Annotated in this window: 19 protein-coding genes; 6 read left to right on the top strand and 13 right to left on the bottom strand. The window is 65.4% G+C overall.

The window, feature by feature from the left end; translation table 11 throughout:
* Positions 1–10: 10 nt before the first annotated feature.
* The 3 genes from folB to tsaD form a co-directional block, all read right to left on the bottom strand.
* A complete protein-coding gene (gene folB / locus H9654_RS11165; RefSeq protein WP_191770895.1) occupies positions 11–367 on the bottom strand; it encodes a dihydroneopterin aldolase in 357 nt (118 codons plus the stop codon).
* Between the two features lie 88 nt (positions 368–455).
* The gene (locus H9654_RS11170) at positions 456–980 is read right to left on the bottom strand and encodes a hypothetical protein (protein ID WP_191770896.1); all 525 of its coding nucleotides are present in this window, start codon (positions 978–980) and stop codon (positions 456–458) included.
* A gap of 298 nt (positions 981–1,278) precedes the next feature.
* Positions 1,279–2,304 (bottom strand): tRNA (adenosine(37)-N6)-threonylcarbamoyltransferase complex transferase subunit TsaD, encoded by a 1,026-nt coding sequence (gene tsaD, locus H9654_RS11175; protein WP_101098660.1) that lies wholly within the window; start codon positions 2,302–2,304, stop codon positions 1,279–1,281.
* 168 nt (positions 2,305–2,472) lie between these two features.
* Between tsaD and rpsU the strand changes: the two genes are divergently transcribed.
* The 5 genes from rpsU (at position 2,473) to H9654_RS11200 (ending at position 7,171) form a co-directional block, all read left to right on the top strand.
* Positions 2,473–2,688, top strand: coding sequence for a 30S ribosomal protein S21 (gene rpsU / locus H9654_RS11180; protein ID WP_002808376.1), 216 nt, complete (start codon positions 2,473–2,475; stop codon positions 2,686–2,688).
* Between the two features lie 142 nt (positions 2,689–2,830).
* Positions 2,831–3,277, top strand: coding sequence for a GatB/YqeY domain-containing protein (locus tag H9654_RS11185; protein WP_101098659.1), 447 nt, complete (start codon positions 2,831–2,833; stop codon positions 3,275–3,277).
* 204 nt (positions 3,278–3,481) lie between these two features.
* Positions 3,482–4,369: a YihY/virulence factor BrkB family protein gene (locus tag H9654_RS11190; protein ID WP_455233761.1), complete on the top strand. Its 888-nt coding sequence runs from the start codon at positions 3,482–3,484 to the stop codon at positions 4,367–4,369.
* Positions 4,370–4,426: 57 nt separating this feature from the next.
* Entirely contained in the window at positions 4,427–6,166 is a 1,740-nt protein-coding gene (gene dnaG, locus H9654_RS11195; protein ID WP_191770898.1) for a DNA primase, read from the top strand.
* 33 nt (positions 6,167–6,199) lie between these two features.
* On the top strand, positions 6,200–7,171 hold the full coding sequence (locus H9654_RS11200; RefSeq protein WP_191770899.1) for a bile acid:sodium symporter family protein: 972 nt from the start codon (positions 6,200–6,202) through the stop codon (positions 7,169–7,171).
* Positions 7,172–7,261: 90 nt separating this feature from the next.
* Here H9654_RS11200 and H9654_RS11205 read toward each other — a convergent pair whose 3' ends face one another.
* The 5 genes from H9654_RS11205 to H9654_RS11225 all read right to left on the bottom strand — a co-directional run bounded on the left by H9654_RS11205 (position 7,262) and on the right by H9654_RS11225 (position 12,156).
* Positions 7,262–8,014, bottom strand: coding sequence for a hypothetical protein (locus H9654_RS11205; protein ID WP_191770900.1), 753 nt, complete (start codon positions 8,012–8,014; stop codon positions 7,262–7,264).
* A gap of 684 nt (positions 8,015–8,698) precedes the next feature.
* Entirely contained in the window at positions 8,699–9,589 is an 891-nt protein-coding gene (gene cyoE, locus H9654_RS11210; RefSeq protein ID WP_191770901.1) for a heme o synthase, read from the bottom strand.
* 4 nt (positions 9,590–9,593) lie between these two features.
* Complete coding sequence (locus tag H9654_RS11215) at positions 9,594–10,757, bottom strand: COX15/CtaA family protein (RefSeq protein ID WP_101098655.1); 1,164 nt, start codon at positions 10,755–10,757, stop codon at positions 9,594–9,596.
* 10 nt (positions 10,758–10,767) lie between these two features.
* Positions 10,768–11,343, bottom strand: coding sequence for a hypothetical protein (locus H9654_RS11220; protein WP_191770902.1), 576 nt, complete (start codon positions 11,341–11,343; stop codon positions 10,768–10,770).
* Between the two features lie 108 nt (positions 11,344–11,451).
* Positions 11,452–12,156, bottom strand: coding sequence for an SURF1 family protein (locus H9654_RS11225; protein WP_191770903.1), 705 nt, complete (start codon positions 12,154–12,156; stop codon positions 11,452–11,454).
* Positions 12,157–12,213: 57 nt separating this feature from the next.
* Between H9654_RS11225 and H9654_RS11230 the strand changes: the two genes are divergently transcribed.
* Complete coding sequence (locus tag H9654_RS11230; RefSeq protein WP_042611977.1) at positions 12,214–12,432, top strand: twin transmembrane helix small protein; 219 nt, start codon at positions 12,214–12,216, stop codon at positions 12,430–12,432.
* A 17-nt stretch (positions 12,433–12,449) separates the two neighbouring features.
* On the opposite strand, the gene H9654_RS11235 is transcribed toward H9654_RS11230, so the two are convergent.
* The 5 genes from H9654_RS11235 to coxB form a co-directional block, all read right to left on the bottom strand.
* Complete coding sequence (locus H9654_RS11235) at positions 12,450–13,325, bottom strand: cytochrome c oxidase subunit 3 (RefSeq protein WP_182657292.1); 876 nt, start codon at positions 13,323–13,325, stop codon at positions 12,450–12,452.
* 26 nt (positions 13,326–13,351) lie between these two features.
* Positions 13,352–13,942: a cytochrome c oxidase assembly protein gene (locus H9654_RS11240; protein WP_101098651.1), complete on the bottom strand. Its 591-nt coding sequence runs from the start codon at positions 13,940–13,942 to the stop codon at positions 13,352–13,354.
* Complete coding sequence (locus tag H9654_RS17900) at positions 13,939–14,073, bottom strand: hypothetical protein (protein ID WP_263615084.1); 135 nt, start codon at positions 14,071–14,073, stop codon at positions 13,939–13,941. The genes H9654_RS11240 and H9654_RS17900 overlap by 4 nt, the downstream gene beginning before the upstream one ends.
* 8 nt (positions 14,074–14,081) lie before the next feature.
* Positions 14,082–15,692 (bottom strand): cytochrome c oxidase subunit I, encoded by a 1,611-nt coding sequence (gene ctaD / locus H9654_RS11245; protein WP_191770904.1) that lies wholly within the window; start codon positions 15,690–15,692, stop codon positions 14,082–14,084.
* A gap of 61 nt (positions 15,693–15,753) precedes the next feature.
* Entirely contained in the window at positions 15,754–16,734 is a 981-nt protein-coding gene (gene coxB, locus H9654_RS11250; RefSeq protein WP_225212003.1) for a cytochrome c oxidase subunit II, read from the bottom strand.
* Positions 16,735–17,087: the final 353 nt, after the last annotated feature.

A 17,087-nucleotide genomic window follows, 5' to 3' on the forward strand; every position in this document is an offset into this window, starting at 1 on the left:
CGCTGCCGGATTACCGGGTCCGTTCGCGTTCGATGATCACGCCGACGGCGCGCGCGCCGCGCACGGCACCGGGCTTGCTGAGCTTCAGCCGCAGCCATTGAACGTCGAATTCCTGCAGCACGATCTCCGCGCAGCGCTCGGCCAGGGTTTCCACCAGGCCGAAGCCCGAGGCCCGCACGTATTCCTGCAGCCGGTTGCTGACGGCCTTGTAATTGAGTGTGTGCTCGATATTGTCGGTGGCGGCCGGACGACGGTTGTCGAAGCCCATTTCCAGGTCGAATACCAGCGTCTGGCGGATCCGTCGTTCCCAGTCGTAGATACCGATCAGGGCGTCGATCTCCAGCCCTTCGATGAATACCTTGTCCATGATGCCTGCCGCACGAAAGAGGCCGTCATGGTAACGGGAGCAGCCGCGAGGTGCAGGGACGTGGGATGAACAGCGGGGCTGTCCCTGCTCAGTGGTTCGCGGGCACCGCTGGGAGATTCCCGGCTCCCGGGCTTAGGGGCGGGTCGTTGGGCGCTGGAAGGGCGTGGTATCCAAATACATCGGCCACGAGATTGCCGAAACCAATACGCGACCCGTAAAGAACCACGGCCAGCAGTGCGACACAGGCCGCTGCCAACAGGTTGGCCGCAAGATTCTCGGCAACAGCGCGGACAAACGACCGGCTGCGGGCAAGTTGGCGGTAAAGCTCTCGCTGATATAGCCGTGCGATCTCCCCTGTCGACTCTTCCAGCACCTCCTGAACGAACACTTCAAGTGATCGCTCAGCCTCGGACCGATAGGCTGACACGCGCAGGGCAAGGTTGGCGGTGACGATGAATGCATCAAGCTCGTCGTCTCTCGGGTGCCGCCCCTTGTCCAGGCGAAAGGTCTCGATGAAGGTCAACTTGTCACGCATGTACAGGGCATAGGCGACATGCCCTGCCATATCGCCCTCATCGTTGACCAGCCTTGCGAAGGTCAGACGATCGGACATCGCCGTATCAACCGCGCTTCAACGACCCGAGCGCAATCCTGCCTGCGCGATCGATCATCTCGCGGCTCAACCTCAAGGGAAACCGCGGTGGCGCCTCTGCGTCGCGAAGGGAAGATCGTGCTATCAAGCGAGCATTGGCATCGCGCACCATCTGCCGTGTCACGACGAATTTCGGATGGACAATGAGCATGAGGTTTCCTCGGTTCGATCAGGCATGAACGAGTATTGCACTCAAGCAACAATCAACCAGCGTCAGAGTGGCCACTATCAGAATATTCAATGGCCAGTGCGCTGCCGATCACACCGCCGGCAGCGTCGCCATGTCCCAGCGCGGGGTGACGTCCACGCGCGGCGGATTGTGCTGGCCGGCCTGCAGCCGCAGTGCACCGGCAAAAGCGATCATCGCCCCGTTGTCGGTGCACAGTGCCGGGCGCGGGAAGCAGGCCCTGCCACCCAGCCTGGCGGCCATTTCCTGCAGCCGCACGCGCAGGCGCTTGTTCGCGCCCACACCGCCGGCCACCACGATGACATTGGTGCCGGCCGCTTCCAGCGCGCGTCCACATTTGATCACCAGCGTCTCGACCACGGCATCTTCGAAGCCGCGTGCGATGTCGGCACGGGTCTGCTCGCTCTGGTCGCTGTCGCGCCAGGCCAGCAGCACCTGGGTCTTCAGCCCGGAGAAGCTGAAATCCAGCCCGGGGCGGTCGGTCATCGGGCGCGAGAAACGGTAGGCGCCCGGACGGCCCTGTTCGGCCAGTGCGGCCAACTGCGGGCCACCCGGATACGGCAGGCCCATCATCTTGGCGGTCTTGTCGAAGGCTTCGCCGGCGGCATCGTCCAGCGTCTCACCCAGCAGCCGGTAGCGGCCGATGGCCTCCACCGCCACCAGCTGGGTATGCCCACCGGACACCAGCAGGGCCACGAACGGCGCCTGCGGCGGGTCGTCTTCCATCAGCGGTGCCAGCAGGTGGCCTTCCATGTGGTGCACGCCCACGGCCGGCACTTCCAGCGCCCAGGCCAGCGAACGCGCCACCCCGGCACCGACCAGCAGCGCACCGACCAGGCCGGGACCGGCGGTGTAGGCCACCCCGTCGATGTCGCCGACGGTCATGCCGGCTTCGTCCAGCGTCTGCCGGATCAGGGGCAGCAGCTTGCGCACATGGTCACGGCTGGCCAGTTCCGGCACCACGCCGCCGTATTCGGCGTGCAGCGCGATCTGGCTGTACACCGCGTGGGCGCGCAGGGCTTCAATGCCGGTGAGGTCGGTGTCATACACCGCCACGCCGGTCTCATCGCACGATGATTCAATACCAAGGACTCGCATGTGGTGTATTATGCGCCCCCTGCGTGCTCCTCAGGGGCGATGCAGGCCCTTGAGATGCAAGAAAACCGGCCCGTATTCAGGCCGGGATGCTTGCAGTTTGTCGAAGCGCCGCTATAATGTGCGGCTCGCCGGGTATAGACCCGGTTCTACACAGTGTCCGGAGATTCCATGCCCAGCGTCAAAGTCCGCGAGAACGAACCTTTTGAGTTTGCTCTTCGCCGCTTCAAGCGCACTTGCGAAAAGGCCGGTGTGCTGGCCGAAACCCGTAAGCGCGAGTTCTACGAAAAGCCGACCCAGGAACGTAAGCGCAAGGCTGCTGCTGCAGTGAAGCGTCAGCTGCGCCGTTCGTCGCGCGACGTCACCAAGCGTCAGCGCCTGTACTGATCGGACGCACTCATGGCGACAGGTTCTGCCTGTCGCGGTGGGGAAGAAGCCGGCACGCGCAAGCGTCGCCGGCTTTTTGCGTTCCCGGGCTGCCGCCACGGCGCCCACCAATTAGCCTGACCCACGACATACGAGGTGCCCCATGAGCATGAAGCTGAAGCTGACCGACGACATGAAGGCCGCCATGAAGAGCGGCGACAAGCACACCCTGGGCGTGGTCCGCCTGATCAAGGCCGCCGTCCAGCAGAAGGAAGTGGACGAGCGCATCGAACTGGACGACACCGCCGTGGTCGCCGTGCTGGACAAGATGGTCAAGCAGCGCAAGGACTCAATCAGCCAGTACGAAGCAGCCAACCGTGAGGACCTGGCGCAGATCGAGCGCGAGGAAATGGTCGTGATCGAGCGTTACCTGCCGGCCAAGATGGGCGAAGCCGAGATCATCGCCGCCATCCAGGCCGCCGTGGCGGAAACCGGTGCGACCAGCCCGGCCGACATCGGCAAGCTGATGGGCGCGCTGAAGCCGAAGGTCGCCGGGAAGGCGGACATGGGCCTGGTATCCAAGCTGGTCAAGCAGCAGCTCGCAGGCTGACGCGAACACCTGCCCCGGCAGCGCCGGGCCACGCTCGGCGGACAGGGGCAGACCGCCTTGAAGCAAAGCCGCCGGGCGCGTCCCGGCACCACCCTGTCCCACGCTTCACCCTTTCTTCGGCCTGCGGCTGGTAAAACAGCCCGCATGCCAGATCCGAACACCGCCCCCGCCGCCACCGATCCGCACCGCGGCGTCCCGCATCCCATGCGCAAGTACATGGACCGGCTCAACCGCAGCTTCCCGATGGCCGTGCTCAACCGCTTCATCGAAGTGGACGTGCTGAGCCAGGCCGCTGCCGTGTCCTTCTACGCCCTGCTGTCGATGGCACCGCTGCTGGTGCTGCTGTTGTGGCTGACCGCATCGCTGTACCCGCCGGCGCAGCAGGCGCTGGTCGAGCAGATCGGCACGGCCGCCGGCAACAGCGTAGCGGTGGTGGCCGAAACCGTGCTGAAGAACGCCGACCAGCAACCCAGCATCGGCTCGCTTGCCGGTATCTGGAGCACGCTGCTGCTGTTCATCGGTGCCACGGCGGTGTTCGCCCAGTTGCAGGGCGCGCTCAACCTGATCTTCCGCACCAGCGGCGAGCGCCTGGACGGGCTGGCCGCCTGGCTGCGCAAGCGCGTGTTTTCCTTCGGCGTGGTACTGGCGCTGGGCCTGCTGCTGGTGGTGTCGATGACCGCCACCACCATGCTGCAGGTCGCGTTCGCGCAGCTGCCTTCGTTGCTGCCGGCGCTGGGTTACCTCAGCACGCTGCTGCTGTACACAGTGGCCTTCGCCTTCATGTACCACTACCTGCCGGACCGGCGCGTGGCCTGGCGCCAGGCCTTCATCGGCGGGGCCATCACCTCGGCGCTGTTCGCCCTTGGCCGCTATGGGATCGGCGTGTACATCGCACAGGTCGCACCGGGCAGCGCGTACGGTTCGATGGGCGCACTGGTGATCTCGCTGGTCTGGATCTACTACGCCATGGTGGTGTTCTTCGTCGGCGCGCTGATGACCTCGGTGATCGACGAACGCCTGCGCGCGCAGAACCACCTGGCTGCAGCCGGCATCGTGCCGCCCAAGCCGGGCGCGACCGCCGGCAACGGGTAAACTAGGCGGACTTCCCGTTCGCCCGCACTGCCTTCCGGCGGTGCCCTGCCGGTTGCCATGGCCCGCATTCCAGACGCTTTCATCGACGACCTGCTGGCCCGCTCGGACATCGTCGAGGTGGTGGGCAGCCGCGTGCCGCTGAAGCGACAGGGCAAGGAATACGCGGCGCGTTGCCCGTTCCATGACGAACGCTCGGCCTCGTTCACCGTATCGCCCACCAAGCAGTTCTATCACTGCTTCGGCTGCGGCGCGCACGGCACCGCGATCAGCTTCCTGATGAACTACGACCGCCTCGAATTCCTCGATGCGGTGGACGAACTGGCCAAGCGGGTCGGCATGGAAGTGCCGCGCAGCGAGAACCCGCGCAGTGCGCAGCAGCAGGACGAAGGCCGCGAACTGTATTCGGCGCTGGATGCGGCCGCGCGCTTCTTCCAGAAGAACCTGGAAGACAGCGAGAAGGCCCGCACCTACCTGGACGGCCGTGGCGTGGACGAAGCCAACCGCACGCGTTTCCAGATCGGCTATGCGCCGGATGGCTACAGCGGGCTGCGCGACGCGCTGGGCAAGGACGAGCGTCGGATGAAGCTGCTCGACCGTGCCGGCCTGTTCTCCAAGAACGACCGCGGCCATGTCTACGACAAGTTCCGCGACCGGGTGATGTTCCCGATCTTCGACCGCCGCGGCCGGGTGATCGCCTTCGGCGGCCGCGTGTTCGAGAAGGACGACGGCCCGAAGTACCTCAACTCTCCGGAAACCGCGCTGTTCCACAAGGGACGCGAACTGTATGGCCTGTGGCAGGTGCGCCAGGCCAACCAGAAGATCGAGCGGTTGATCGTGGTCGAAGGCTACATGGACGTGGTGTCGCTGTTCCAGTTCGGGGTCACCCAGGCGGTGGCCACGCTGGGCACGGCGACCACGCCGGACCATGCCGAGCTGCTGTTCCGCAACGCCCCGGATGTGTTCTTCTGCTTCGATGGCGATGCGGCCGGCCGGCGTGCCGGCTGGAAGGCGCTGGAATCGGTGCTGCCGCGCATGAAGGATGGCCGCCAGGCCTTCTTCCTGTTCCTGCCCGATGGCGAGGACCCCGACACCATCGTGCGCAAGGAAGGCGCCGAAGCCTTCGACGAGCGCCTGAAGCAGGCCACGCCGCTGTCGCAGTTCTTCTTCGACGAGCTGACCCGCGAGATCAACCTCGGCACCCTGGATGGCAAGGCCCGGCTGGCCGAGCGTGCCAAGCCGATGCTGGCGCAGATTCCCGACGGGGCCTTCGGTGACCTGATGAAGCAGCAGCTGGGCGTGCTGACCGGGCTGGGCGGCCAACCCGCGCAGCGTCCGCAGCAGGGCCCGCGCGCGACGTCGGGCCGTCCGGTCACGCCGGTGGCCAAACGCAGCCTGGTCCGCGCGGCGATCGCGATCCTGCTGCAGCAGCCCTCGCTGGCGATGTCGCTGGGTGGACAGCACCATTTCCACGGCCTGCGCCTACCCGGCGTGGAGCTGCTGCTGGAGCTGCTGGCGCTGGTCGAACAACGCCCGGACATCAGCACCGGCGCGCTGCTGGAACACTTCGATGGCCGCGAAGAGCAGGCGTCCCTGCACACACTGGCGGCGCAGACGCTGGCCGGCGACGAAGCAAAATGGACCGAAGAGCTGCACGATGCGGTGGGCCAACTGGAAAAACAGCTGCTGTTCCAGCGCATCGAAGACCTTAACGCCAAGCAGCGACAACACGGCTTGGACGATACTGACAAATTCGAAATGCGCGAGCTGCTGAAGGCCCGCGCCAGCCTGCGCATCTGATCGCGTGGGCGCCTGCCAAGGAGCCTGCCTGACATGACACGCTGGTGGTCGCGACTGCGACCGGACAACTTCACCCTGGCCCTGCTGGGCACCGTGCTGCTGGCCTCGTTGCTGCCGATGACCGGCCCCGCCGCGCTGGTACTGGACGATGTCACCAACGTGGCGATCGGCCTGCTGTTCTTCCTGCACGGCGCGCGCCTGCCGCGTGAGGCAGTGATCGGTGGCCTGCTGCACTGGCGCCTGCACCTGCTGATCCTGGCCTGCACCTTCGTGCTGTTCCCGCTGCTGGGCCTGTTGTTCCATCCGCTGTCCGGCTGGCTGCTCACGCCGGAGCTGTACCTGGGCGTGCTGTTCCTGTGCACCCTGCCCTCCACGGTCCAGTCGTCCATCGCGTTCACTTCGATGGCGCGCGGCAATGTGCCTGCAGCGGTGTGCAGCGCCTCGCTGTCGTCCATCCTGGGGGTGTTCCTGACGCCGCTGCTGCTGACCGCGCTGGCCGGCACCCAGGGTGGCATCCACAATCCGCTGCAGGCCATCGGCGGCATCATGCTGCAGCTGCTGGTGCCGTTCGTGGCCGGCCACCTGCTGCGGCCGTGGATCGCCGGCTGGGTGGAACGCCAGCGCGCGCTGCTGCGCTATACCGACCAGGCCACCATCCTGCTGGTGGTGTATGCGGCCTTCGGCGCGGCAGTGACCGAAGGGCTGTGGTCGAAGACCCCGCTGATCTCGCTGGCCGCGGTGGCGGTGGTGGCGGCGGTACTGCTGGGCATCGCGATGCCGCTGATCACGCTGGCCGCACGCAAGCTGCATTTCAGCCGCGAAGACGAGATCGCGATCGTGTTCTGCGGCTCCAAGAAGAGCCTCGCCACCGGCATCCCGATCGCCAAGGTGTTGTTCGCCGGCGGCAGCCTCGGCGCGATCGTGCTGCCGGTGATGATCTACCACCAGATCCAGTTGATCGTGTGCGGCATCATCGCCCAGCGCTACGCAAAAGAAACGCGGTAGCCCGGTAACCCGGTAGCGCCGAGCCATGCTCGGCGGTTGTCCCATCCAGCATCACCAACGCTGCAGCATTCCGCCGAGTCTGGCGTGGCGCTATCGGTCTATGCCCTCTGCAATCTGCATCAGCAGCTCAGCGCCCTTTTCTATCGACGCACCGTCATCGGTCACCAGCCTCAGTTGGAACGACTTTTCAGGAGTTACCCAGGACAGGACTGCCATTCCCCTTCCATCGACAGAGCGCTCCATGTGGGACATGGCGGGTGTATTACCCACCGTTGCGTTGAGCGCTTCCTTGAACTGGATGATTTTTCCTGTGCCCAAGCGATAACTGTCCTCACTGAACTCTATGAAGCCCGTCCCCTCCAGGAGGTTGATCCGGCTTAGCCCGGTAGCGTTGATACCGCTGCGGGTTCCCCACCAATCCGTGTTGACGAGCCTGGCAGCCCGTAGCGGCGTGCCAGCAATGCCAGCCGGTGGGACGGGCAGCCGTTCACGAAGCATCTGGTCAGACAGCACCCGGACCGGCGTTTGAGCCGTCAGTGCAGCGACCGATGGAATTGTGCCCGTCGCTACAGTCATCACGCCTGTATGCCGCGCGACTGCCTCGTCCTGGAAATGTGTCTTCACTATCGGGGGTGCGTCCAAGTCCGCGATGGATTGCACGACGTAGGCCCCCTCAGCGCTGGGCGCATCCTGCAGCAACGCGTCCTGCTGTCGGGCAACGCCTTCTTCAGTCAGATCCCGTAGCCACTGGCCTACCGCGTGTACGTTGGGCGCTGCTTGCGCAGACGCCTTCGGGCACGCACCGCAAGACATGACGGCAAGAATCAAGATCGAAATTTTCATCAGGTCACTATTCAACAAGATTGCAATCAATAGCGGCTGTATTGGATGTCCAGACTCTTCCGGCCGTAACCCACGTGTGGTAACCACGAACCAGCATGCGCTCGCTGTCAGACCCGTCACCGGCGTAGAACCTTGCGGAGAGGAATCCATTGTTGGGTGCCCCGAGAACATGCTTCGGTCTGATGTTTCCTTGTGGGATGTGCGTGCTTGCGGAAGTGCCCAGGAACCGAACGAAGGACGGACGGTCATAGGTCACCGACTCGTTGATGAATCCTATGCAGTTGGCGCGGCTCAGCGTCTTGATTTCAGCGGATGCTGCTGGCGACAGAATCAGTAGTGCTGGACGTTCGTGCAGCACCGTTATCCCTTCCTGCAAGCGCTAGGGATCGCGCGCCAGAGGGAACGTTCGATGCTCATCACGCAGCTCAGGGCAGGACACTGGCTTGTCCGTGTGCCACCTTCCAATCTCCTGACCAAGCGCGAGCGTTCGGATGGGTTGGAGGTGCCAGATGACGGTAGCGCGGAGCCATGCTCGGCGGCTTTCTGCATCGGCGCCGGACACACTCCGCCGAGCGTGGCTCGGCGCTACCGAAGCAGGTGGTGCATTAGCCGCGACGGGCGTGACGAGCAGCGGTCAGCGCGCTCCGGTAGTGACGGCCGCTGGCCGTCAATCCCAACCAGGCGTTACAGCCAGGGCAGGATCCAGTGGTCCACCAGCAGGAAGGCGAACAGCGCCATCAGGTAGACCACCGACCAGTTGAACATCTTCATCGAGAACAGTTCATCCGGCGGGTTCTGCATGCGCCAGGCGTACCAGAGGAACACGGCGTTCAATATGATCGCCCCGCCCAGGTAGAACGGCCCGCTCATGCCGACCACGTACGGCAGCACGCAGATGATCGCCAGCACGATCGAGTACGCCAGGATCTGCTTGCGGGTGTGCACCACACCGTGGGTGACCGGCAGCATCGGGATCTTCGCCTTGGCGTAGTCTTCGCGGCGGAAGATCGCCAGCGCCCAGAAGTGCGGCGGCGTCCAGATGAAGATGATCAGCACCAGCAGTGCCGAGTACCACCAGTCGGCCGAAGTCTGCATGCCGGTGACCGCGGCCCAGCCGAGCATCGGCGGCATCGCGCCGGCCAGTCCGCCGATGACGATGTTCTGCGAGGTGGCACGCTTGAGGTACACGGTGTAGATCACCGCATAGCCGATCAGCGAGGCGAAGGTGAGGATGGCGGTGATGACGTTGACCCACACCACCAGGATCGTCATCGACAGCACGATCAGCACACCGGCGAAGGCCAGCACCTGCCACGGCTTGACCTTGCCGACCACCAGCGGGCGCCACGAAGTACGCGCCATCTGCGCATCGATCTTCGCATCCAACAGCTGGTTGATCGCCGCCGCGGCAGAGGCCGACAGCCAGATGCCGAGGAAGCCGAGTGCGCCCAGGCGCACCTGCTCCCAGCTGGGTACGCCGGGGATCGCGAGCACCATGCCGACCAGCGCGGTGAATATGATGAGGGCAACGACCTTGGGCTTGGTCAGGTCCCAGTACTGACGATAAGTGGCCATGGCGTCAGTCCGGTGCCCGCAGGCGGGCCAGCAGGCTGACCATCACGAACAGCAGCAGCACTGCCCCGCCGTTGTGCAGCACCGCCACCGGCAGCGGCAGGGCCATCTTGACGTTGGCGATGCCCAGGCTGATCTGTGCGATGAGGCCGACGATCAACGCCACGGCCCAGCCGCGCATGCTCGGGGTCCGGAACAGGCGCACGCCCAGCCACAGCAGGTACGCCGCCACCACGATGGCGAACATGCGGTGGCCCATCTGGATGGCGATGCGCGAAGCGCCATCGAGGATGCCGCCTTCGTAATCCACGCCGATGCCGCGCCACAGGGTGAAGCCCTCGGCGAAGTTCTGCTGCGGCCACCACTGGTTGGCACAACGCGGGAAGTTGTCCAGCGACAGGCTGCCGCCACCACAGGCCAGCGCGGCGTAGTTGGCGCTGACCCAGCCGCCGAGTGCGATCTGCACGGTCAGCACGGCGACGCCGATGCGCAGCAGCCACTTCAGCTTCGGTGCTTCGGCCAGGGTGATCGGCAGGTGGGTCGCGCGCCAGGCCATCCAGGCCAGCATCGCGAACATCAGCATGCCGCCCAGCAGGTGGCCCATCACCACGATCGGCTTGAGCAGCCAGGTGACGGTCCACATGCCCAGCAGCGCCTGGAAGATCACAACGGCCAGGGTCAACACGGCGGCGCGCGCGAGGTCGCTGTTGCTCCAGCGGAACGCGGCAACCAGCAGGATCACCTCGCCGAGCAGCGCCAGCACGCTGGCGGTGGCATGCCAGCCCAGCATGTACAGCGGGATGCCTGCGGCCACCAGCACGCAGGCGGTGACCACCGCGGTGCTGCCGAAACGACGTCGACGCGTGGCCAGCAGGGCCAGGGTGAGGATCTCGATGCCCAGCGCGCCGGCCAGGAAGCGGTGCACCTGCTCGCGCCATGCTTTGTGTGTTTCCAGCGGGCGGATGTCCGCGGCCGGATGGCCGATGGTTTCTTCCACGTGCTGCGGCCAGGTGGCCTGGCCATAGCAGGTCGGCCAGTCCGGGCAGCTCAGGCCGGCATCTGACAGGCGCACGAAGGCACCGAACAGGATGGTGCTCGCGGTCATGATCATCGCGAACCACGCCAGGCGGTGGAAATTACGCTGCAGCGCCGGACGCGCGGAAAGGCTCATCAAACAAGGCTCACTTCAGTTTCAGCAACGTGGACAGGTCCTTGCGCAGGCCACCGAGGTCGGTGCCGGGCGCATGGCGCATGATCACGAAGCCGTTCGGATCGACGATGTAGACCGGCACGCCGGCCGGGTCGTCGACACCGGGCAATGCAGCGCGCAGTGCCGGCGAAGGGGCCAGCGCGCGCAGTGCAGGGGTTCCAGCCAGGGGCGCCGGCGGCGTTCCCAGCCAAAGGATCTCCACATTATCGGCGTTATGGCCGAACAGCTGCCACACCTTGGCCAGTCCCTGCGACAAAGTGACGCACGGTTCGGCGCAGGCGACGGGCGGGGCGACCAGGATGCGCCAGATCTTTTCTTCGCCTTTCCAGGCATAGGGCACGCCGCTGGCCAGCAGGGGCGGCTGCAGGCGCAGGTCCACCGGCGGCTGCAGCAGTTGGCCGACGTTCTTGTGCGCCGCCGGCTGCCAGCCGGAGAAGCGCAGCACCCCGGCCAGTGCCATCGCGCCGAAGAACAGGACGAACAGCAGCACCAGAGTCCGGCGACCCTTGCCGCGCCCGGTGTCCTGCGATGACGTAGCAGCATTCATGGGCAGCATTTTCTCATGTTGGGAAGGGGTGTGCCGGTGGATTGGGTGCGGGTTCGGTGGGTAACGACCGTTGGTCGTCACCTACGGATTGACGGCCAGCGGCCGTCACTACCGGCGGCGGCGCCATTCCAGCACCAGCGCCACCACCAGCACAGTCAGGGCCAGGCCAAACCATTGCACGGCATAGCCCAGGTGGCGCTGCGGCGGCAGCGTGTTGGGCAGCAGGTCGAGGTCGCGCTCGTCGCCGAACGGCAGCGCCGGATCCAGCCGCAGCACGCGCGCGGGCAGGCCAGGCAGGCCCAACAGCGGGGCCAGCGCGTCGGCCTGCAAGCGGCTGGCCAGCCAGCGCTGCGGGCCCGCCGGGGTCGTCACCGGTCCCAGTGCCAGCCCCGGTGCCGGTGCAGGCGCCAACAGCCCGCGTACGGCCGCCGGCGAGGGCGGCGGCGCTACGTCAGGCAGCGCGCGATCGGCCGGCAGCGGACGCCAGCCCAGGTCCACCAGCAGCACCACGCCATCATCGCTGCGGAACGGTCGATACAGCTTCACTCCGGCACGGCCGTGGCGTATCTGGTTGTCCAGCAGCACCAGCCCCGACAGGAAGCGGCCGTGGTCGACGATGCCGTGCACGGGGCCGGCAGCGTCCAGCGCGCGCGACAGGGTAGTGGGACGTTGCGTGGCCGCCACCGCCTGCGCCTGCAACAGCGCCTGCTTCTGCTGCATGCGCTGCAGCTGCCAGCAGCCGAGCAGGCAGAACATCGTCATCGCCACCAGGGCCAACACCCAGCCCAGCGACCGCGTGTGCCGTCGCATCATGACAAACGGTCGCAAACGCGGTCAGATAGGAGCATCCGCCCCGCCATCGAGCCGCGCATGAACGATTCGCTGAAGACCCTGCTGGTGATCGCGTTCCTCATCGTCATCGTCTGGAACCTGGGCGCCGGCCTGTACTACCTGCTGGTGGATCGGGGACAGACCAAGCGCACCGTCAATGCGCTGACCCGGCGCATCGCGGTGTCGGTGGCGCTGATCCTGCTGGTGGTCATCGGCATCTGGGGCGGCTGGATCCAGCCGCACGGCATCGCCCGCTGAAGCAATCGTTACGTAGATCAAAGCACGTAGACGAACAGGAACAGCATCAGCCACACCACGTCGACGAAGTGCCAGTACCACGCCGCCGCTTCGAAGCCGAAATGGTTGTCGCGGGTGAAGTGGCCTTTGGCCGCGCGCAGCCACATCACGGCCAGCATGATCGTGCCCAGCAGCACGTGCGCGCCGTGGAAGCCGGTCAGCATGAAGAACGTGGAGCCGTAGATGCCCGAGCCGAGAGTGAGGTTGAGCTCGGTGTAGGCGTGGATGTACTCCTCCGCCTGCAGGGTCAGGAACACCAGTCCCAGCACCACGGTGATGCCCAGCCAGGTCAGCAGCTGGCGGCGATGGCCTGCCTTCAGTGCGTGGTGGGCGATGGTCAGGGTGACGCCGGAGGTCAGCAGGATCAGCGTATTGATCAGCGGCAGGCCCCACGCCGGGATGGTCTGGAACTGGCCACCGATGGCCGCCGGGCCGTTGGTCGGCCAGCCGGACGAATAGCCCTGCCACAGCAGTTCGTTGGTCATCACCCCGTCGCCCTCGCCGCCCAGCCACGGCAGCCCCAGCGCACGGGTGTAGAACAGCGCACCGAAGAAGGCGCCGAAGAACATCACTTCGGAGAAGATGAACCACACCATCCCCATCCGGAACGAACCATCCACCTGTTGGTTGTAGTGGCCGGCCTGCGATTCACGCACCACGTCGCTGAACCACCAGAACAGGGTCAGCACCAGCATCGCCAGCCCGGTGAAGAAGCTCCACTTGCCCCACGTCGCGTCGTTGAGCCAACTGGCCACGCCGACCATGGTCACCATCATCGCGATGGAGCCGATGAACGGCCATCGGCTGTGGGTCGGCACGTAATACGCGTTGGCGTCGGAAGGAAGCTGGGCCATGGTCGTTGTCCGGTTCAGTGGCGCGCTCAGGGCGCGGCGTGCGCATCGGCCGGCACGCTGGCCGGTGCAAGGCGCGCGGAGAGCGCGTCGTTCTTGTAGAAGGTGTAGGACAGGGTGATGGTGCGGATCTCCGGCGGCAGCGAGGGATCAACGATGAAGCGCACCGGCATGTCGCGCTTCTCTCCGGCCTGCAGGGTCTGTGCGGTGAAGCAGAAGCATTCGGTCTTGCTGAAATAGCCGGAGGCACGCGCTGGCGCCACCGACGGTACGGCGCTGCCGACGATGGCGACCTTGCCATCGTTGCGCGCGAAATACAGCGCTTCGTTGAGCTCGCCGGGCACCACGTCCATGGTCAGCTGTTCGGGATGGAAGGCCCACGGCAACTGCGAGTTCACCCCGCCATCGAACTCCACCCGCACGGTGCGCTTGCCGGCTGCGGCGCCGACGCTGGCCTGTGCCCCGGGCCCGCGTTCCAGGCGCACGCCGAACACCTTTTCACAGGCGATGCGGTACAGCGGCACCAGCGAGAACGTCAGCAGGAACACCGCCACCGCCACGCCGATCAGGCGCGGCAGGCCGGCATGCCGGGACGGGGCGGCGGCCTGCGGTGCGCTCATCGGCCGATCACCCCGCTGAGGATGAAGCCGACATACACCGCCACTGCCACCGCGCCCACCCACAGGGCGGTGCGGCGTGCACGCTGGCGGCGCAGGGCGATGTCAGCGGATGATGGGTTCGCCTCATGCATGTCGCACCTCAGTGACTGATGTCATCGTGGGCCAGGTCGCCCGGGCGGATGACCGGTGGCGTGGTGAAGGTATGCGCCGGCGCCGGTGACGGCACCGTCCACTCCAGTCCGCGCGCGCCTTCCCAGCTGCGTGCGGCGGCCTTTTCACCGTTGCGCAGCGAAGCCAGCAGGATCGCGGCCATCATGAAGGGCGTGGCGAACATGCCGAACGCACCGATCGAGCTGATCAGGTTCCAGTCGGCGAAGGCCACGCTGTAATCCGGGATACGCCGCGGCATGCCGGCCAGGCCGAGGAAATGCTGCGGGAAGAACAGCAGGTTGACGAACACGATGGACCACCAGAAGTGGAACTTGGCCCACTTCTCGCTGTACATGCGGCCGGTCCACTTCGGCCACCAGTAGTACACCGCCGCGATCAGCGCGAACACCGCACCGGTGACCAGCACGTAGTGGAAATGCGCGACCACGAAGTAGGTGTCGTGGTACTGGAAATCAGCCGCCACGATGGCCAGCATCAGGCCGGAAAAACCGCCGATGGTGAACAGGATGACGAAGGCGACCGACCACAGCATCGGCGCTTCGAAGGTCAGCGAACCGCGCCACATGGTGCTGACCCAGTTGAACACCTTCACCCCGGTCGGGATGGAGATCAACATGGTGGCGAACATGAAGTAGATCTCACCGCCCAGCGGCATGCCCACGGTGAACATGTGGTGGGCCCACACGATGAAGGACAGGAAGGCGATCGCCGCGGTGGCGTAGACCATCGCCTGGTAGCCGAACAGCGGCTTGCGGCTGAAGGTGGGGATGATTTCACTGACCACGCCGAACGCCGGCAGGATCATGATGTAGACCTCCGGGTGCCCGAAGAACCAGAAGATGTGCTGGAACATCACCGGGTCACCACCACCGGCGGCGTTGAAGAAACTGGTGCCGAAGAACTTGTCGGTCAGCAGCATGGTGACCGCACCGGCCAGCACCGGCATCACCGCGATCAGCAGGAAGGCGGTGATCAGCCAGGCCCAGCAGAAGATCGGCATCTTCAGCAGGTCGATGCCCGGTGCGCGCATGTTGAGCACGGTGGCGATGATGTTGATCGCGCCCATGATGGAACTGATGCCGGCCACGTGGATGGCGAATACGGTGAAGGCCACGTTGTAGCCGCCCTGCAGCGACAGCGGCGGGTACAGGGTCCAGCCCCCGGCCGGTGCGCCGCCGGGCAGGAACAGGGTCAGCAGCAGCATGCCGAAAGCCACCGGCAGCAGCCAGAACGACCAGTTGTTCATGCGCGGCAGCGCCATGTCCGGCGCGCCGATCTGCAGCGGAATCATCCAGTTGGCCAGGCCGACGAAAGCCGGCATCACCCCGCCGAAGATCATCACCAGCGCATGCATGGTGGTCATCTGGTTGAAGAATTCCGGCTTGACGAACTGCAGGCCGGGCTGTGCCAGTTCGGTGCGGATCACCACGCTCATCGCCGCGCCGATGATGAACATGACGAAGCTGAAAAGCAGGTACAGCGTGCCGATGTCCTTGTGGTTGGTGCTGAACAGCCAGCGCTGGAAGAAGCCCTGCGCGTGACCGTGGTGTTCGTCGTGCCCAACTGCCGAGTGCGCCATTGCAAAACACCTCTCAGATCGATTTGTCACGGTGGCCGCGGTGCGGCCACGGGCGGTTGGGTCAGGCGTCGGTGGTGGGCGCCGGGGCCGGTGCAGCAGCAGGCTCGGCCGGGGTTACCGGTTGCCGTGGCGCGGTGCCGTCGCCGGGCGGCGTGGCGGTCTCCGGCGCGTTCGGGGTGGCGGGCGCGGCAGGTGCAGCAGGTGCGGCAGCGGGCGCCGGCTTCTTCTGCGCCAGCCACTGCTTGAAGTCTTCCTTGGACACCGCTTCGACCACGATCGGCATGAAGCCGTGGTCCTTGCCGCACAGTTCGGCGCACTGCCCGCGGTAGACGCCGGGGGTGTCGATGCTGGTCCAGGCCTCGTTGATGAAGCCCGGGATGGCATCCTGCTTCCAGCCCAGCGCCGGTACCCACCAAGCGTGGATCACGTCGTCGGAGGTGATGACGAAGCGCACCTTGGTATCCACCGGCAGCACCAGCCGGTTGTCGACGTCGAGCAGGTAATGCGGATTGCTTTCCCTGGTGGGCACCTTGCCGCTCTGGCGCACCCGGTCGGACTCGCGGTCCAGCCGGCTGGTGAAGTCCACGCCTTCGCCCAGGTACTCATAGCGCCACATCCACTGGTAGCCGGTGACCTTGACGGTCATCTCGGCATCGCGGGTGTCGTACATCTTGATCAGGTTGGCGGTGGCCGGCCAGGCCATCACCACCAGGATCACCACCGGGATCACCGTCCAGATGATTTCGGCCTTGGTGTTGTGGCTGAAGGTGGCGGCGACCGCGCCCTTGGATTTGCGGAACTTGAAGATGGCGTAGGCCATCGCACCGAACACGATCACGCCGATGACCGTGACCACGATCAGCGAGAGCATGTTCGATTCCCAGGCCAATCGCGAGGTCTGGGTAACCCCCCGGCCCATGTTCAACTGCCATGGCTTGGGATCGGCGGACTGCGCCCATCCCATTGCCGGAAACGCCATTCCGGCCGCCACCGTGGCGATCCCGGACACGCACCTGCCGCCCCACGCGCTGCTTTGCTTCATTGCCTAGACCCTTGACGTCATCGGTGACCGCCATCGCTGGCGGCGAGCAAGCTTTCAAGCTGGTTTCCGGGCATCAAGCGTCCGTGGGGGGGACACCCTCGCCGTTGCGTATTCAGATCCCCTGCAGCGCATCCGCCGCCCTGATCCTGTCGCAACCGCGTTCCTGCCGCGGGTTACGTCTCGATGGTAGCCCTGCCCTCTCGACACTTACAAGGTCCATTCACGGTAAATACGATGCTGCAGCACAGCAATTGGCCGTCGGCCGATTTGCCGATTTCGGCACAAAAATGTCAACCCGGCCAGATTCAGCTGAATCCTTTACGGGGCCGAGCTATGAGGATTACTGAAAGGTG

Origin of the sequence: Stenotrophomonas lacuserhaii (assembly GCF_014836545.1) — a bacterium.
In the GTDB taxonomy this organism is placed as follows: Bacteria; Pseudomonadota; Gammaproteobacteria; order Xanthomonadales; family Xanthomonadaceae; genus Stenotrophomonas; species Stenotrophomonas lacuserhaii.

Bases quoted from the DNA above. Each gene is read 5' to 3' on its own strand.
- folB (WP_191770895.1), bottom strand. From the start codon at position 367: ATGGACAAGGTATTCATCGAAGGGCTGGAGATCGACGCCCTGATCGGT.
- H9654_RS11170 (WP_191770896.1), bottom strand. From the start codon at position 980: ATGTCCGATCGTCTGACCTTCGCAAGGCTGGTCAACGATGAGGGCGAT.
- tsaD (WP_101098660.1), bottom strand. From the start codon at position 2,304: ATGCGAGTCCTTGGTATTGAATCATCGTGCGATGAGACCGGCGTGGCG.
- rpsU (WP_002808376.1), top strand. From the start codon at position 2,473: ATGCCCAGCGTCAAAGTCCGCGAGAACGAACCTTTTGAGTTTGCTCTT.
- H9654_RS11185 (WP_101098659.1), top strand. From the start codon at position 2,831: ATGAGCATGAAGCTGAAGCTGACCGACGACATGAAGGCCGCCATGAAG.
- H9654_RS11190 (WP_455233761.1), top strand. From the start codon at position 3,482: ATGCGCAAGTACATGGACCGGCTCAACCGCAGCTTCCCGATGGCCGTG.
- dnaG (WP_191770898.1), top strand. From the start codon at position 4,427: ATGGCCCGCATTCCAGACGCTTTCATCGACGACCTGCTGGCCCGCTCG.
- H9654_RS11200 (WP_191770899.1), top strand. From the start codon at position 6,200: ATGACACGCTGGTGGTCGCGACTGCGACCGGACAACTTCACCCTGGCC.
- H9654_RS11205 (WP_191770900.1), bottom strand. From the start codon at position 8,014: ATGAAAATTTCGATCTTGATTCTTGCCGTCATGTCTTGCGGTGCGTGC.
- cyoE (WP_191770901.1), bottom strand. From the start codon at position 9,589: ATGGCCACTTATCGTCAGTACTGGGACCTGACCAAGCCCAAGGTCGTT.
- H9654_RS11215 (WP_101098655.1), bottom strand. From the start codon at position 10,757: ATGAGCCTTTCCGCGCGTCCGGCGCTGCAGCGTAATTTCCACCGCCTG.
- H9654_RS11220 (WP_191770902.1), bottom strand. From the start codon at position 11,343: ATGAATGCTGCTACGTCATCGCAGGACACCGGGCGCGGCAAGGGTCGC.
- H9654_RS11225 (WP_191770903.1), bottom strand. From the start codon at position 12,156: ATGATGCGACGGCACACGCGGTCGCTGGGCTGGGTGTTGGCCCTGGTG.
- H9654_RS11230 (WP_042611977.1), top strand. From the start codon at position 12,214: ATGAACGATTCGCTGAAGACCCTGCTGGTGATCGCGTTCCTCATCGTC.
- H9654_RS11235 (WP_182657292.1), bottom strand. From the start codon at position 13,325: ATGGCCCAGCTTCCTTCCGACGCCAACGCGTATTACGTGCCGACCCAC.
- H9654_RS11240 (WP_101098651.1), bottom strand. From the start codon at position 13,942: ATGAGCGCACCGCAGGCCGCCGCCCCGTCCCGGCATGCCGGCCTGCCG.
- H9654_RS17900 (WP_263615084.1), bottom strand. From the start codon at position 14,073: ATGCATGAGGCGAACCCATCATCCGCTGACATCGCCCTGCGCCGCCAG.
- ctaD (WP_191770904.1), bottom strand. From the start codon at position 15,692: ATGGCGCACTCGGCAGTTGGGCACGACGAACACCACGGTCACGCGCAG.
- coxB (WP_225212003.1), bottom strand. From the start codon at position 16,734: ATGAAGCAAAGCAGCGCGTGGGGCGGCAGGTGCGTGTCCGGGATCGCC.